The organism is Pseudomonas fluorescens, assembly GCF_012974785.1.
GTDB classification, from domain to species: Bacteria; Pseudomonadota; Gammaproteobacteria; order Pseudomonadales; family Pseudomonadaceae; genus Aquipseudomonas; species Aquipseudomonas fluorescens_BT.
In genome coordinates, this window is the sequence record NZ_CP027561.1 from 2,937,309 (window position 1) to 2,952,774 (window position 15,466).

Below are 15,466 nucleotides of genomic sequence, written 5' to 3' on the forward strand. Positions count from 1 at the left end.
ACAACAATCCGTCAGAACGACCGTACAATCCGCCCCAGCGTCTCCATCGCCTTCTCTGAACTCTCGGTCCACGGGCTGCCGTAATTCAACCGGATGCAATTCCTGAATCGTTGAGTCGGCGAGAAAATCGGCCCCGGCGCAATGCTGATCCCCTGCGCCAACGCCATCTGAAACAACTTCAACGAGTCCATTTGCGGCGGCAGTTCCAGCCACAGGAAATACCCGCCGGCGGGTTGGCTCACGCGGGTCTGCGCCGGGAAGTAGCGGGCGATGGCCGCGAGCATGGCGCTTTGCTGTTCTTCCAGGGCGTAGCGCAGTTTGCGCAGGTGGCGGTCATAGCCACCATGTTGCAGGTAGTCCGCGATGGCTGCTTGCGCCGGCATCGAGGCGCACAACGAAGTCATCAGTTTCAGGCGTTCGATTTTCTGTGCGTAGCGTCCGGCGGCGACCCAGCCGATGCGGTAGCCGGGGGCCAGGCTCTTGGCAAATGAACCGCAATGCATCACCAGACCCTCGGTGTCGAAGGCCTTGGCCGGTTTGGGTGCCTGCTGGCCGTAATAGAGTTCGGCGTAGACGTCGTCTTCGATCAGCGGCACTTGATGCTGTTTCAGCAGTTCCACCAGTTCCTGTTTCTTGGTCTCGGGCATGGTCGCGCCCATCGGGTTCTGGAAACTGGTCATGCACCAGCAGGCCTTGATCGGGTGTCGTTCCAGGGTCTGGGCCAGCACGCCGAGGTCGATACCGTCGCGCGGGTGTACGGGGATTTCCACAGCCTTGAGTTTCAGCCGCTCCAGCACTTGCAGGCTGGCATAGAACGCCGGGGCTTCGATGGCCACCAGATCGCCGGGTTCTGTCACCGCCTGCAGGCACAGGTTCAGCGCTTCGAGGGCGCCGTTGGTGATCAGCAATTCTTCCATCGGCAGCATCAGGCCGCCGACCATGTAGCGCAGGGCGATCTGCCGGCGCAGTTGCGGGTTACCCGGCGACATGTCGGTGACCACCATCCGCGGGTCCATCTCCCGTGCGGCGCTGGCCAGCGAGCGTGACAGACGTTGCAGCGGGAACAGTTCGGGGCTGGGAAAGGCCGAGCCGAACGGCACGGTGCTCGGGTCCTTGATCGATTCCAGCACCGAGAACACCAGTTCGCTGACGTCGACCTCGGTGGACTCGTTGACCTGGCTGCTGATCACCGGCTCCGAGAACGGGCTCGGGGCATGGGTATTGACGAAGTAACCCGAGCGCGGCCGGGCGCGGATCAGGCCGCGACGCTCCAGCAGGTAGTAGGCCTGGAACACCGTGGACGGGCTGACGCCGTAGGTCTGGCTCGCGTAGCGCACCGACGGCACCCGCTGGCCGGGGCCGAGGACGCCGGAGCGGATCAGTTCAGCGATGTCATCGGCGAATTTTTCGTAGCGTTTCATCGGGGGCCTTGGTGCTGGTTGAATGTGTAGAGTGTCAGGGAAAAGCCCCTCACCCTAGCCCTCTCCCGGAGGGAGAGGGGACTGATTGCGGGATGCTTCAGAGTTACGCCGACCTGAACGTTCTGCTGTGAATCCATAATCGACCCGGTTTTTCAGGTCGATGTGTAGCGCGAGACATCGCAGCCGGCTCCCTCTCCCTCCGGGAGAGGGCTGGGGTGAGGGCCAATCGCACTGACACACTACAACCCCCCCCCGAAACCGCCGCCATCTTAAAGCCTCACCGATTCATCGGCGCAACAAACCGGCTCTTCGCCACGCTATAAATCGCGGGCTCATCGCTGTCGGCAATCTTGAAGCTCAAGGTCTGCGAGCTGCTGGCCGCACGTTCCGTGGTCATCGCCACCGACACCGGTACATCGACGATCTCGCCCGGCGCCAGGCTCAGCTCGGTCTTGCCTTGCAGCTGGAAGCCGTCGCCGTCCAACAGCGTCAGCTTGTAATCCTGGCGTTGCTGGGTCTTGTTGATGACCTTGAGGGTGTAGATGTTTTCGATCTGGCCCTGACCGTTTTCACGGAACAGGCCCCGGTCCTTGGTCACGTCCAGCGACACCATCGGCCGTTCGACCAGTGCCAGGGCGAGGGCGCCGATCATCACCACCAGCACCGCGACGTAGCCAATCAATCTCGGGCGCAGCAAGTGCGTCTTGCCGCCCTGCAACTCGCGCTCGGAGGTGTAGCGAATCAGGCCACGGGCGTAATTCATCTTGTCCATGATCGAGTCGCAGGCGTCGATGCACGCTGCGCAACCGATGCATTCCATTTGCAGGCCGTCACGGATGTCGATGCCGGTCGGGCAGACCTGCACGCACAACTGGCAGTCGATGCAATCGCCGAGGCCGGCTTCGGCCGGTTTCACCTCGCGTTTGCGCGGGCCGCGGTTTTCGCCGCGAGCTGCGTCGTAGGAAATCGTCAGTGTGTCCTTGTCGAACATCACGCTCTGGAACCGCGCATACGGGCACATGTGCATGCACACGGCTTCGCGCAGCCAGCCGGCGTTGATGTAGGTGGCGGCGGTGAAGAACAGCACCCAGAACAGGCTGACCCCGCCAATCTGCAGGGTCAGCAGTTCTTCGGCCAACGGGCGGATCGGGGTGAAGTAGCCGACGAAGGTCAGGCCGGTGAGCACGCTGATCGCCAGCCACAACGTGTGCTTGGCCGCACGCCGCGCCAGTTTGTTGAGGCTCCAGGGCGCAGCTTGCAGTTTGATCCGCTGGTTGCGCTCACCCTCGGTGATCTTCTCGCACCACATGAAAATCCACGTCCACGAACTCTGCGGGCAGGTGTAACCGCACCAGACCCGGCCGGCGAACACGGTAATGGCGAACAGGCCGAACGCGGCAATGATCAGCAGCGCCGACAGCAGAATGAAATCCTGTGGCCAGAAGGTCGCGCCAAAGATGTGGAATTTGCTTTCGGAAAGGTCCCAGAGCACCGCCTGACGCCCACCCCAGTTCAGCCACACGGTGCCGAAGAACAGCAGAAACAGAAACCCCGCGCCGCTCATGCGCAAGGTGCGGAACAGGCCGGTGAAGCTGCGGGTGAAAATCTGGTTGTCGCTGGTGGCGTGTTTCGCCTTCATTGGGCGCGCCGGTACTTTTTTTATCTGGGGAGATGCTTCTACGGTTCGGACGGGGATTCGTTCGCTCATGGTCGTTCGCTCATCAGCCTCCATCAGGCCAGTGAACTATGAGCGCCGATCTGTTTGCATAACAGACTCAGGTATTTCAATAAAAAGCGTATCAGATGGGATTTGCACCCACGCCTGCGACAACTTGAAGCAGCCCGCAGGCTATGGCGCAGAGGCCTATCCCAGACGTCTGCGCCAGTTCTTGACCGGGGTCAGTCAAATCACCGAATCACTGTCGTCAGCCTTCAGGTGTTTGCGTCCGTCCCTGGCGCCTGCGACGGTCAAGGCGTCAGCTTCGGCTTCGGTGACGTAGATGCGCCGTCCTTCCACTTCGACGAACGACATGGCTTTTTCGCTATCTGTCCTGACTTCCAGCGTGTCGCAGATCCGGATTTCCTCACCATTTTCAACGGTGAAAAAACAGACTTTCGATTCCGGATTGCTTTCATCGATACGAAGGGGCATGGCGTTGTCCTTTTTTCACGGGAGTCTGAAACGTTAGGGTGCGAGGTTCTGCAGATCGTTCGACGCAACCGATTAATGGTCGGCGCTGTCCATCCACTATCAACGCATTAAAAGGACTGCACGATGAACGCCTGGTGGCATGAAGTGTGGGAAACCCTGCAAGCGGAATTCGCCGATATCGGCGATGCGTCGCAACTGACCCGGATCACCGTGCGTCTGCTGATGGCGGCAATATTGGGCGGGATTCTCGGGTTCGAGCGCGAGCACAAGGGCAAGGCCGCCGGGGTGCGAACGCACATGCTGGTGGCCCTCGGCGCGGCGCTGTTTGTACTGGTGCCGCAATTGTCCGGATCGCAGGCCGACGCGATGAGCCGGGTGGTACAAGGCGTGATTGCCGGTATCGGCTTTCTGGGGGCCGGCACCATTCTGAAAAATCACGAAGGCGATGAAGGGCACGTCAAAGGCCTGACCACCGCTGCGGGCCTGTGGATGACCGCCGCCATCGGCGTCGCGGCCGGTCTGGGCCGCGAGGCGACGGCGCTGCTCAGTACATTGCTCGCTTGGGGGATCTTCAGTGTCATGCCACGGATCGTCAGAGTCTTCGAAAACGATCACGTCGAGAAAGACCGCATCGAGAAAGACCACAACGACCCGCGCTGATCAGACGATTACCGGCGGCATGGTCGTCGGCGGTTCTTCCTTGGGCGGTGGCGTGGAGCCTGGCGGTTTCTGTTCGGGAATCGGTTGCGGCTCGGTCTCGGGCAGGGTCGGTTTATCGATGTTCGGATCGGGTGTTTCGGCTGGAATCGGGATAGTCATCGGGTGAACCTCCGTGTGGCACTTGGCGTGGGAAGTGCTTAAGTGGATTGACCACTTCACTGCGAAATCGATCCGATTTTGTGGCGGGGCAAATCCCTGTGAACTTTTCCCGGCGTGAGTCGCTCGGAACCTGAGAGAGTTCATCATCGGGCGCAGGCCCGGCCGTGATCGCCAAACAGGCAAACGAGCGTCCTTGGGGCGTTAAGGAGAGATGCTCAATGACTGCTGAAAAACCCTCAGAACAGAGCTACAACCCGCATATACCGTTGTCGCAGGCCTTGCTGCTGCCGCGTATCGTCATAGAAAACACCGCGCCGACCCTCGACGGCGGACAGTTTGCCGTCAAGGCAATCGCAGGCCGCAAGATCGTGGTCACCAGCAAGGTGTTCGCCGACGGCCACGACAAACTGGCGGTGCGTATCCGCTGGCGCGAAGAGGGCGATGAAACCTGGCAAACCGAAGTCATGAGCGATCAGGGTAACAACGGCTGGCGCGGAGTGTTCCAGCCGCAGCGCATGGGCCGGTACTTGTTCCTGATCGAAGCCTGGATCGACCAGTTCGCCAGTTTTCAATACGAGCTGGAGAAGAAGCACACCGCCGCCGTTCCGGTCAGCCTTGAGCTGCAAGAAGGACGCACCATGGTGCAGCAAGCCGCCGAGCGCAGCGAAGGTCAGCTGAGCGAACAACTGGCAGCCTTGCACCACGAATTGTCCGGCCTGCTCGAAACCGAGCAGGTCGCGCTGTTTCTGCACCCGCAAAGTGCGCAGTTGATGGCCGAGGCCGATCACCGCCCTTATTTGAGCATCAGCAGTGAATTCCCGGTGGACGTGGAGCGTGAACTCGCCGAGTTCGCCAGTTGGTACGAGTTGTTTCCCCGCTCGATCACCGACGATCCCGCCCGCCACGGCACCTTCAATGACGTACACGCGCGTCTGCCAATGATTCAGGACATGGGTTTCGACGTGTTGTATTTCACGCCGATCCACCCGATTGGCCGCAGCCACCGCAAGGGCCGCAACAATTCCCTGACCGCCGGCCCCGACGACCCCGGCAGCCCGTATGCGATCGGCAGTGAAGAGGGCGGGCATGAAGCGATTCACTCGCAGCTCGGCACCCGTGAGGATTTTCGTCGACTGGTGACTGCCGCTGCCGAGCACGGTCTGGAAATCGCCCTCGACTTTGCGATCCAGTGTTCCCAGGACCACCCTTGGCTCAAGCAGCATCCGGGCTGGTTCAACTGGCGGCCGGACGGCACGATCAAATACGCGGAGAACCCGCCGAAGAAATACCAGGACATCGTCAACGTCGACTTCTATGCGCCGGAAGCGATTCCGAGCCTGTGGGTCGAGCTGCGCGACATCGTGGTCGGCTGGGTGCAGGAGGGCGTGAAGATCTTTCGCGTCGACAATCCGCACACCAAGCCGCTGCCGTTCTGGCAATGGCTGATCGCCGATGTGCGCGCACTGCACCCGGAGGTGATCTTCCTCGCTGAAGCGTTCACCACGCCGGCGATGATGGCGCGACTGGGCAAGGTCGGTTACACCCAGAGCTACACCTATTTCACCTGGCGCAACACCAAGGCCGAACTGGCGACTTACTTCAGCGAACTCAATGAATCACCTTGGCGCGAGTGCTATCGGCCGAATTTCTTCGTCAACACCCCGGACATCAACCCGGCGTTCCTGCATGAGTCGGGGCGTCCCGGGTTTCTCATCCGTGCGGCGCTGGCGACCATGGGTTCGGGCCTGTGGGGCATGTATTCGGGGTTTGAACTGTGCGAATCGGCACCGGTGCCGGGCAAGGAGGAATACCTCGATTCGGAGAAGTACGAAATCCGCGTCCGCGACTTCAACCAGCCCGGCAACATCATTGCCGAGATCGCCCAGCTCAACCGCATCCGCCGGCAGAACCCGGCGTTGCACAGCCATCTGGGCCTGAAGGTCTACAACGCCTGGAACGACAACATTCTGTATTTCGGCAAGCGCAGCGCGGACGGCAGCAATTTCATTCTGGTGGCCGTCAGCCTCGATCCGCATAACGTGCAGGAGGCGAATTTCGAGCTGCCGCTGTGGGAAATGGGCCTGGCGGATGATGCCACCACCCACGGCGAAGATTTGATGAACGGCCATCGCTGGGACTGGCACGGCAAGTACCAGTTCATGCGGATCGACCCGGCGTATCAGCCGTTTGGAATCTGGCGCATTACTGCTTCCTGATCGTGGGCGCCCCAACAGAATTCAACAGGAGTTTCATATGGCGAAGAAACCCAAGGCTGCCACCTTCATCAAGGACCCGCTCTGGTACAAGGACGCGGTCATCTATCAAGTTCACGTCAAATCCTTTTTCGACTCCAACAACGACGGAATCGGCGACTTTCCCGGCCTGATCGCCAAACTCGATTACATCGCCGACCTTGGCGTCAACACCATCTGGCTGCTGCCGTTCTACCCGTCGCCACGGCGCGATGATGGCTACGACATCGCCGAATACCGGGGTGTGCACAGCGATTACGGGACGATGGCTGACGCCAGGCGGTTCATCGCCGAGGCCCACAAGCGTGGTTTGCGTGTCATCACCGAGCTGGTCATCAACCACACTTCCGACCAGCACCCGTGGTTCCAGCGGGCCCGCAAGGCCAAACCCGGTTCGGCCGCTCGCGACTTCTATGTATGGTCGGATGATGATCAGAAATACGACGGCACGCGGATCATTTTTCTCGACACCGAAAAGTCCAACTGGACCTGGGACCCGGTGGCCGGGCAGTACTTCTGGCACCGTTTCTATTCGCACCAGCCCGATCTGAATTTCGACAACCCGCAAGTCATGAAAGCCGTGCTGTCGGTGATGCGCTACTGGCTGGACATGGGCATCGACGGCCTGCGCCTGGATGCCATTCCGTACCTGATCGAGCGCGACGGCACCAACAACGAAAACCTGCCGGAAACCCACGACGTCCTCAAGCAGATCCGCGCCGAAATCGACGCCAACTATCCGGATCGCATGCTGCTGGCCGAAGCCAACCAATGGCCGGAAGACACCCAGCTGTATTTTGGTGACACCGACGCCGAGGGCGTGAATGGCGACGAATGCCACATGGCGTTCCACTTCCCGCTGATGCCGCGCATGTACATGGCGCTGGCCCAGGAAGATCGCTTCCCGATCACCGATATCCTGCGCCAGACTCCGGAGATCCCGGCCAATTGCCAATGGGCGATCTTCCTGCGCAACCACGATGAACTGACGCTGGAGATGGTCACCGACAAGGAGCGCGACTACCTCTGGAATTACTACGCCGCCGACCGCCGCGCACGGATCAACCTCGGCATCCGCCGACGTCTGGCGCCGCTGATGGAGCGCGACCGTCGCCGCATCGAGCTGCTCAACAGTTTGCTGCTGTCGATGCCCGGCACGCCCACCCTGTATTACGGCGATGAGATCGGCATGGGTGACAACATCTACCTCGGCGACCGCGACGGCGTGCGCACGCCGATGCAATGGTCGATCGACCGCAACGGCGGGTTCTCCCGCGCCGATCCGGCCAGTCTGGTCCTGCCGCCGATCATGGACCCGCAATACGGCTATCAGTCGGTCAACGTCGAAACCCAGGCCGGTGACCCGCATTCGCTGCTGAACTGGACTCGCCGTCTGCTGGCCGTGCGCAAGCAATCCAAGGCATTCGGTCGTGGCACGCTGAAAATGCTCTCGCCGGCCAACCGTCGCGTGCTGGCCTACACCCGCGAATACACCGGCCCGGATGGCAAACACGAAATCATCCTGTGCGTGGCCAACGTCTCGCGCAGTGCCCAGGCGGTGGAGCTGGACCTGTCGGCCTACGTCGGCATGGTGCCGGTGGAGATGCTCGGTGGTAACGCATTTCCGCCCATCGGCCAGCTCAACTTTCTGCTGACCCTGGCGCCTTACGGCTTCTACTGGTTCGGCCTGGCGGCGGAAAACCAGATGCCGAGCTGGCACGTCGAGCCCGCGCAGAGTCTGCCGGACTTCACCACGCTGGTGCTGAAAAAACGCATGGAAGAACTGCTCGAAGCGCCATCACGAGCCACCCTCGAACAGGGCATCCTGCCAAACTGGCTGCAGAATCGCCGCTGGTTCGCCGGCAAGGATGCTGCCATCGAACACGTGAAGCTGGCCTACGGCGTGCGCTTCGGCGATGCGCAGCATCCGGTGCTGCTCAGCGAAATCGAAGTGCAGAGCGGCGGGCAGTCCAGTCGTTATCAATTGCCGTTCGGCTTTATTTCCGAAGATCAGGTCGGGCCGGCGTTGCCGCAGCAATTGGCCCTGGCGCGGGTGCGTCGGGTGCGTCAGGTCGGGCTGATTACCGATGCATTCAGCCTCGAAGCCTTTATTCGCGCAGTGCTGCAAGGCATGCAGTCCGGGACGGTGCTGGAATCCAGCGATGGCGAGATCCGTTTCGAGGCAACGCCTGAGCTGGAAAAACTCGGTCTCGGCGCGGAATCCGAAGTGCGTTATCTGTCCGCCGAGCAATCCAACAGTTCGGTGGTGATCGGCAACAGTCTGGTGCTCAAGCTGATCCGCAAAGTCGCTTCTGGCGTACACCCGGAACTGGAGATGAGCGCTTACCTGACCGCGGCCGGATTTGCCAATATCTCTCCGCTGCTGGGTTCGGTGATTCGCCGCGACGGGAAGGGCGAAGACAACCTGCTGATGATTGCGCAGGGCTACTTGAGCAATCAGGGCGACGCCTGGGAATGGACACAGAACAACCTCGAACGGGCGCTGCGCGATGAACTGGCCGACGCCGTTTCCGAACAGGCGCAACACTACAATGCCTTGGGTGAGTTGAAGGATTTCGCCGGCATGCTCGGCCAGCGTCTGGGGGAAATGCATCAGGTGCTGGCAGCGCCGAGCGACAACAAGGACTTCGCACCGCAAGTCAGTTTGACCAAGGACGCGCAGGCGACCGGCAAGGATGTCGCGGCTCAGGTCGAGCACGCGCTGAAGCTGCTCAAGCAACATCAGGGTGAACTCGACGCGACGGATCAGAAGCTGGTCGGTCGCTTGCTCGACCACAAGAAAACCATCTTGGCCCATGTGCAGGAACTGGCGAAGCAGTCGGCTGGCGGCCTGCGGATTCGCGTGCATGGCGACCTGCATTTGGGGCAGGTGCTGGTGATCAAGGGCGACGCCTATCTGATCGATTTCGAAGGTGAGCCGGCACGGCCACTGGCCGAGCGCCGAGGCAAGCACAGTCCGTACAAGGATGTCAGCGGGGTGCTGCGTTCCTTCGACTATGCCGCCGCCATGGCCCTGAATGTGCACAACGTCGACAACAGCCCCGAGGCCGAAGCCGCGCGTCGGCGGGTCACGGAGCGTTACCTGCGCGAAGCCCGGGAAGCATTTCTCCAGGCATATCGCCAAGCGGCAGCTAGTCTTGATCATGCCTGGCAAGATCCTGAAGGTGCCGACGCCGCACTGGCGTTGTTCGGTCTGGAGAAAGCGGCCTACGAAGTGGCCTATGAAGCCGAAAATCGCCCCACCTGGCTGCCCGTGCCGTTGCACGGCCTGTATGGGTTATTGACGGGGCTGGAACCCTTTTCCGATCTTGATGGAGAGTAGTCATGAGTTTCTCGAACAGGGAACAGGGTCACGCTAAAGAAAGATTGCTGCCCACTGCAAAAGATATCGATGCATTGGTGCGCGCAGAACATCAAGACCCGTTTTCCATTCTTGGCCCCCACGGCGATGGCGCCGGGGGGCAGTTTATCCGGGCGTATCTGCCCGGCGCGTTGAGCGTTTCGGTGCTGGACAAAAACACTGGCGAAGAGATTGGTCCGCTGGACGCCACCGAAACGCCGGGGCTGTTCGTCGGGCATTTCGAGGGCGTACGGCCTTACCTGTTGCGCACCCGCTGGGCCGGTGGCGAACAGGTCGCCGAAGATCCCTACAGCTTTGGCCAGTTGCTCGGTGAAATGGACTTGTATCTGTTCGCCGAAGGCAACCATCGCGATCTCAGCAGTTGCCTCGGCGCACAGTTGAAAACCATAGATGGCGTCGATGGCGTGCGGTTTGCCGTGTGGGCACCGAATGCCCGGCGGGTGTCGGTGGTCGGCGACTTCAACGTCTGGGACGGGCGACGTCATCCGATGCGTCTGCGGCATCCGTCCGGGGTCTGGGAGCTGTTCATTCCGCGCCTGCAAGCGGGGGAGCTGTACAAGTACGAAATCCTCGGCGCCCACGGCATCCTGCCGCTGAAGGCCGACCCGATGGCACTGGCCACCAGCCTGCCGCCGGATACCGCGTCCAAAGTCGCCTCGCCGTTGCAGATCGACTGGCAGGATCAGGACTGGATGACCGGCCGCCGCGAGCGCCAGCAACACAATGCGCCGCTGTCGATCTATGAGCTGCATGCCGGATCCTGGCAATGCGAGCTGGACGATCTGGGAGAAGTTGCCCGTCAGTACACCTGGCCGGAGCTGGCCGAGCGGCTGATTCCCTACGTGAAGGAACTGGGTTTCACCCACATCGAACTGATGCCGATCATGGAGCACCCGTTCGGTGGTTCCTGGGGCTATCAGCTGCTGTCGCAATTCGCGCCGAGCGCTCGTTACGGCACGCCGGACGAATTCGCGGCGTTCATCAACGCCTGCCATCAGGCTGACATCGGGGTGATTCTCGACTGGGTGCCGGCGCATTTTCCGACCGATACCCATGGTCTGGCGCAGTTCGACGGCACCGCGCTGTACGAATACGGCAACCCGCTGGAAGGCTTTCATCAGGACTGGGACACGCTGATCTACAACCTGGGTCGCACCGAAGTGCATGGCTACATGCTGGCGTCGGCACTGCACTGGCTGAAGCATTTCCACATCGACGGCCTGCGGGTCGATGCAGTGGCGTCGATGCTCTACCGCGACTATTCGCGCAAGGCCGGCGAGTGGGTGCCCAATCGTCATGGCGGCCGGGAGAACCTGGAGGCCATCGACTTCCTTCGTCATCTGAACGATGTGGTGGCGCTGGAGGCACCGGGAGCGCTGGTGATTGCCGAGGAATCCACGGCGTGGCCGGGTGTCAGCCAGAGTACCCAACAGGGCGGGCTCGGTTTTGCCTACAAGTGGAACATGGGCTGGATGCACGATTCGCTGCATTACATCCAGCAGGATCCGGTGTACCGCGCCCATCATCACAACGAGTTGAGTTTCGGTCTGGTGTACGCCTGGTCCGAGCGTTTCATCCTGCCGATCTCCCACGATGAAGTGGTACACGGCAAGCACTCGCTGATCGACAAGATGCCCGGCGACCGCTGGCAGAAGTTCGCCAACCTGCGCGCCTATCTGAGCTTCATGTGGACCCATCCGGGCAAGAAACTGTTGTTCATGGGCTGCGAGTTCGGCCAGTGGCGCGAGTGGAATCACGATCAGCAGCTGGATTGGTATCTGCTGCAGTATTCCGAGCACAAAGGCGTGCAGAAACTGGTTGGCGACCTGAATCGTTTGTACCGCGAAGAACCGGCGCTGCATGAGCAGGACGATGCACCGCAAGGGTTCCAGTGGTTGATCGGTGACGATGCGATCAACAGCGTCTATGCGTGGCTGCGCTGGAGCAAGGCGGGGACGCCGGTGCTGGTGGTGGCCAACTTCACGCCGGTGCCGCGTCAGTCGTATCGGGTGGGTGTGCCGTTTGCCGGACGCTGGAAGGAGTTGCTCAACAGTGATGCCGACACCTATGCGGGTTCCAACTATGGCAACGGTGGCGGGGCGTATGCCGAAGAGGTGCCCAGCCACGGCCAGGCGTTGTCGCTGGAGCTGAATCTGCCGCCGCTGGCGGTGTTGATCCTCAAGCCGGAGGGGTAGGCCAGACACCGTTAACCCCGCTGCGGTTCGGCGATTCGGCTGGCCAGTCGAGTCGTCGATACGCAGCTCCCACAAGGTCCTTCATGATCCGGATATCACCAGCGCATCCGCACCCCCAGACTGCCGATCAACCCGTTCAGATCATTGTCATCCACATCACTGCTGTAGTCGGCGCTGACGTACAGGCTCACGGTCGGCGTGACCTTTGCCACCAGACCCAAGCCCAATTCCACCGTCGATGACTTGCGACTGCTGCTGATCTTGTCCACTTGATCGAGGGTCACCGTGTTGCCGGTGTACACCGTGTGCCAGAGGTTGGTGCGCACGTAGGGTTCCACGGGCAGGCCGCTGAGGTCGTAACTGCCTTTGAGGCGCGCTCCGACCCGGCCGCTCCAGGACGAAAGATCGCTGGACGATGCATGGCCTGAGCCGGCGTAAGGCGTGTCGAGGGTAATTCGCTGATTGATCAATTGCGCCTGCGGTTCAACCACCCAGTTTTCGCCCAGGCCGATCGGGAAGCCGCCTTCCACGGAGAACGTCAGCGCGCTGCCTTCGGTGGCCAGGCGCGCGCCTTGTTCATTGCGACTGAACCCGCTGACCCGGCCACCGCTGGCTGACAGGTCGACGTGCCAGCCTTCGGACCCGGTCAGGCTGTAATAGGCGCCGAGGCTCTGGCCTTGCAGGTTGAGGATATCGGTGGTCGGGTCGGCGAGAGCGCTGTTGACGATCAGCCCGCTGCCATTTGCCAGAATCCGCGTGGTGCCACCGATCAACCCGAACCGCTGGGTCGGCCCGCCGCTGCCTTGCAGAGTCAAGACCGGTGGCCCTTTGATTGCTGTGGAACCGGAAGCCGTAAATCCCGGGCCGAGGGCGTCGGGTTGTGCCTGACGATCAGATTGTCCGTAAAGCTGATCCCAGGCCGAGGGTGCCGGATCCTCGGTCATCAGGTTCGAGCCGCGCAGGTCGGGGCGCGGGCTTGTACGCGGCGGATCGGGGGTGATGATGGTTTCAGGCAGGGTCAGGACGGTGACGTCCTGCCGATACCAGGGCGAGGTTTCGTCCGCCGCAGGGCCGGCCTGCGCCTCCATGGACGAACACAGCAGGAGGGAGCTTGAAACGGTGCAGAAGGTGATTTTTATCTCTTGTGAAGTGAGTGAGGTTTTCATGAACGTCTGCCTTGCTATCGCATGCGGTGTCTCGCCTTGGCGTCTCTCCTACCCGAATGAGGGGCGACCGAATGGAGCGAGGCGAACCTTGGGGGCTCGTTTTCACGAATCTCCGGGGCTCGCCCCGGGTAGTGTTTCCGGGGGTAGTAAGGTAGAGCTAAGAAGACCGCTGACACTGCGTCAAGAAAATGAACGATGAGTCGTCGATCTCAAACGGAAGTCGCAAGCTTTTGTTTTTACGTATTTATATAAGCTCTTGTTTGTAGGGTGAATCGCTGCCTCAGCCGTTCGAGTGAGGCCGACAGCAGCCGACAGTCGGTCTGTCACGGGGGCGCTTTGACGTGCCCGCTCCATCGAAACGCCACCGGGCTGTCAATAGTGCGCTTACAAATGCACCTCGACGGCCAGCGGCAGGTGATCGGAGAGATGCGTCCAGGGTTTGCTGCCGAGAATCTGCGGATCGTGACTGCTGGCATTGCGCAGGTAGACCCGGTCCAGTCGCAACAGCGGAAAGCGTGCGGGGTAGGTCTTGGCCGGCCGGCCGTGATGACGTTCGAAGGCTTCATGCAGGTAGTCGCGACGGGCGAGGGCGACGTTGCCCTGCATTTGCCAGTCGTTGAAATCGCCGGCGATGATCACTGGCGCATCGTCTGGCAGGGATTCGAGCAACTGACAGAGCAGCTGCAACTGCAATTGCCGATGGCTTTCGAGCAGGCTCAGGTGCACGCAGATGGCATGCACTTCGGCATGTCCCGGCACATCCAGTATGCAGTGCAACAACCCGCGTCGTTCCGGGCCGGTGATCGAGACGTCGAGATTGCGATATTCGCGGATCGGATATTTCGACAACAAGGCGTTGCCATGATGCCCATCGGGATAGACCGCATTACGGCCGTAGGCAAAATCGCTCCACATGCTGTCGGCGAGGAATTCGTACTGCGAGGTCTGCGGCCATTCGTTGTAGCGACTGGAATGCCGCTCGTGTTCGCCCACCACTTCCTGAAGGAACACCAGGTCGGCACGGGTACTGCGCACGGCCTCACGCAGCTCGGGAAGAATGAAACGCCGATTGAGTGCGGTGAAACCCTTGTGTGTATTGACCGTCAGCACGCGCAGGCGATGGATGACGGAGGGGTTCAAGGGTTGTGCGTCGATGGCATGACGCTTGGGGTCGCTGGACACGGTCACTCCTCTGAATCATGACTGCCTGTTCATGCGACTGGCCGGGAGGGCGGGCAGTTCACTTTGAGTGAGGCGCCCGCGGCCGTTGATCACTCTACGAAAACGATCTCATAGGGCAAACGCATGCGCTCCAGAATAGCCTTGGGCAACAGCGGCGCAATGCCGATCGCCGGTTCGCCATTGAGCTGACTGGCGTAGGCATGAGTGGCGTGGCTCTTGCGCGCGACGGTCCAGGTGTCGAGGCGCAGCTTGCGTGCGCGGTGCCAGGGAATCTGTGCCTGATCGCGCTCCGGCCAGTGCCATGCCCAGACCGGCACATCGTGGTAGGCCGCGCCGACCTGGCGGGCAGCCTCGGCGCTGGCCCGGCCGACCACTTCATGATCGTCGGTGCCGTCTTCGCGCCAGGTGCTGAACACCACGTCGCCGGGGCGCAGGTAACGGGAGATGAACCCGGTCAACAGGGCTTCCTGGTCGAGCAGGGCATTGTCGGTGAAGCCGCCGCGGACCCATTTCAGGCTGTGCATCGGCAAGCCCAGGCGACGCAAGGCCTCGACGCTTTCCTGAGGGCGAAATACGCTCAGGCGTTTCTCCGACCACTGACGCGAACCGGGATGGCTGGCGCTGCCATCGGTGATCGACAGCAATTGCAGGGGATGACCCAGACTGCACAGCAGTTGCAGCAGGCCGCCGCAGGTGACCACTTCGTCGCCGGGGTGAGGGGCGATGACCACGGCGCGGGCGCCGGCCGGGACCAGATTATGGGTGCTGATGACGGGAATGTTGTCGAGTTGCGCCGCCCTGTTCCAGATTTGTGCAGGCAGGCCGCTTTCATTGAGGGATAACGGTTTCATGGGGCAGGACATCCTTGTGGTGTCGGGCCTTCCGTCGCGCACGGCC

General features: G+C 61.2%; 11 protein-coding genes. 4 read left to right on the plus strand and 7 right to left on the minus strand.

What is annotated here, in order from left to right:
* Positions 1–11: 11 nt before the first annotated feature.
* The 3 genes from mapR to C6Y56_RS13200 all read right to left on the minus strand — a co-directional run bounded on the left by mapR (position 12) and on the right by C6Y56_RS13200 (position 3,573).
* Positions 12–1,421 carry a GntR family transcriptional regulator MpaR gene (gene mapR / locus C6Y56_RS13190; protein WP_169430242.1) on the minus strand — a complete coding sequence of 470 codons (1,410 nt, stop codon included), beginning with the start codon at positions 1,419–1,421 and terminating at the stop codon, positions 12–14.
* 277 nt (positions 1,422–1,698) lie between these two features.
* Positions 1,699–3,129, minus strand: coding sequence for a cytochrome c oxidase accessory protein CcoG (gene ccoG / locus C6Y56_RS13195; RefSeq protein ID WP_169430243.1), 1,431 nt, complete (start codon positions 3,127–3,129; stop codon positions 1,699–1,701).
* Between the two features lie 195 nt (positions 3,130–3,324).
* On the minus strand, positions 3,325–3,573 hold the full coding sequence (locus C6Y56_RS13200; RefSeq protein WP_007952135.1) for a DUF3203 family protein: 249 nt from the start codon (positions 3,571–3,573) through the stop codon (positions 3,325–3,327).
* A 123-nt stretch (positions 3,574–3,696) separates the two neighbouring features.
* Between C6Y56_RS13200 and C6Y56_RS13205 the strand changes: the two genes are divergently transcribed.
* Complete coding sequence (locus C6Y56_RS13205; RefSeq protein ID WP_169430244.1) at positions 3,697–4,233, plus strand: MgtC/SapB family protein; 537 nt, start codon at positions 3,697–3,699, stop codon at positions 4,231–4,233.
* Here the strand turns inward: C6Y56_RS13205 and C6Y56_RS13210 are convergent, their stop codons facing one another.
* On the minus strand, positions 4,234–4,392 hold the full coding sequence (locus tag C6Y56_RS13210; protein ID WP_169430245.1) for a hypothetical protein: 159 nt from the start codon (positions 4,390–4,392) through the stop codon (positions 4,234–4,236).
* A 218-nt stretch (positions 4,393–4,610) separates the two neighbouring features.
* Between C6Y56_RS13210 and C6Y56_RS13215 the strand changes: the two genes are divergently transcribed.
* From C6Y56_RS13215 to glgB, 3 genes are read left to right on the plus strand one after another with little or no spacing between them, the layout of a single operon-like run.
* Positions 4,611–6,608: an alpha-1,4-glucan--maltose-1-phosphate maltosyltransferase gene (locus tag C6Y56_RS13215; protein WP_169430246.1), complete on the plus strand. Its 1,998-nt coding sequence runs from the start codon at positions 4,611–4,613 to the stop codon at positions 6,606–6,608.
* Between the two features lie 37 nt (positions 6,609–6,645).
* Entirely contained in the window at positions 6,646–9,987 is a 3,342-nt protein-coding gene (gene treS / locus C6Y56_RS13220; RefSeq protein ID WP_169430247.1) for a maltose alpha-D-glucosyltransferase, read from the plus strand.
* A gap of 2 nt (positions 9,988–9,989) precedes the next feature.
* A complete protein-coding gene (glgB, locus tag C6Y56_RS13225) occupies positions 9,990–12,221 on the plus strand; it encodes a 1,4-alpha-glucan branching protein GlgB (protein ID WP_169430248.1) in 2,232 nt (743 codons plus the stop codon).
* 95 nt (positions 12,222–12,316) lie between these two features.
* Here glgB and C6Y56_RS13230 read toward each other — a convergent pair whose 3' ends face one another.
* The 3 genes from C6Y56_RS13230 to C6Y56_RS13240 form a co-directional block, all read right to left on the minus strand.
* Entirely contained in the window at positions 12,317–13,387 is a 1,071-nt protein-coding gene (locus C6Y56_RS13230; RefSeq protein WP_169430249.1) for an autotransporter outer membrane beta-barrel domain-containing protein, read from the minus strand.
* Between the two features lie 384 nt (positions 13,388–13,771).
* Positions 13,772–14,569 carry an endonuclease/exonuclease/phosphatase family protein gene (locus C6Y56_RS13235; protein WP_169430250.1) on the minus strand — a complete coding sequence of 266 codons (798 nt, stop codon included), beginning with the start codon at positions 14,567–14,569 and terminating at the stop codon, positions 13,772–13,774.
* 89 nt (positions 14,570–14,658) lie between these two features.
* Positions 14,659–15,420, minus strand: a complete 762-nt coding sequence (locus tag C6Y56_RS13240; RefSeq protein ID WP_169430251.1) for a PIG-L deacetylase family protein — start codon at positions 15,418–15,420, stop codon at positions 14,659–14,661.
* Between the last annotated feature and the right edge of the window lie 46 nt (positions 15,421–15,466).